The sequence below is a fragment of the Kitasatospora sp. NPDC059088 genome (assembly GCF_042738155.1).
GTDB lineage: Bacteria > Actinomycetota > Actinomycetes > Streptomycetales > Streptomycetaceae > Kitasatospora.
This window is the reverse complement of record NZ_JBHYGR010000158.1, coordinates 1-379: the sequence shown is the minus strand read 5'-3', so window position 1 is coordinate 379 and position 379 is coordinate 1. Positions and strand designations below refer to the sequence as shown.

1 protein-coding gene is annotated in these 379 nt (G+C 72.6%); it reads left to right on the top strand.

Features of this window, described 5'->3' with window-relative positions:
- Positions 1-28: 28 nt before the first annotated feature.
- The coding region (locus tag ACFWXO_RS39690) for a transposase (RefSeq protein ID WP_380530754.1) at positions 29-379 on the top strand (351 nt) is incomplete at its 3' end.

Genomic DNA, 379 nt, shown 5'->3' with positions numbered 1-379 from the left:
GTCCACCCCCCGCCGCGCCCCCCCTACCATCACAAACGTTTCTCGGCGCACAAAAGCGCCCGGTGGGGGGGGGGGGGGGGGGCGGCCCGGGGGGGGGGGCCCCCCCCCCACCACCGAACTGCGTGAAGTGGTCAACGCGGTCCTCTACGTCGCGCGGACCGGCATCGCCTGGCGCTACCTGCCGCACGACTTCCCGCCCCACACCACGGTCTACGGCTACTTCAAGGAATGGGAACGCGACGGCACCGCCGAGCAGATCCACGACACTCTCCGTGACCAGCTGCGGGCGAAGAAGGGGCGCCGGATCCTGCCGACCGCGGCGATCATCGACGCCCAGTCGGTGAAGGCCTCGCCGAACGCCCCGGCCGACAGCCAGGGC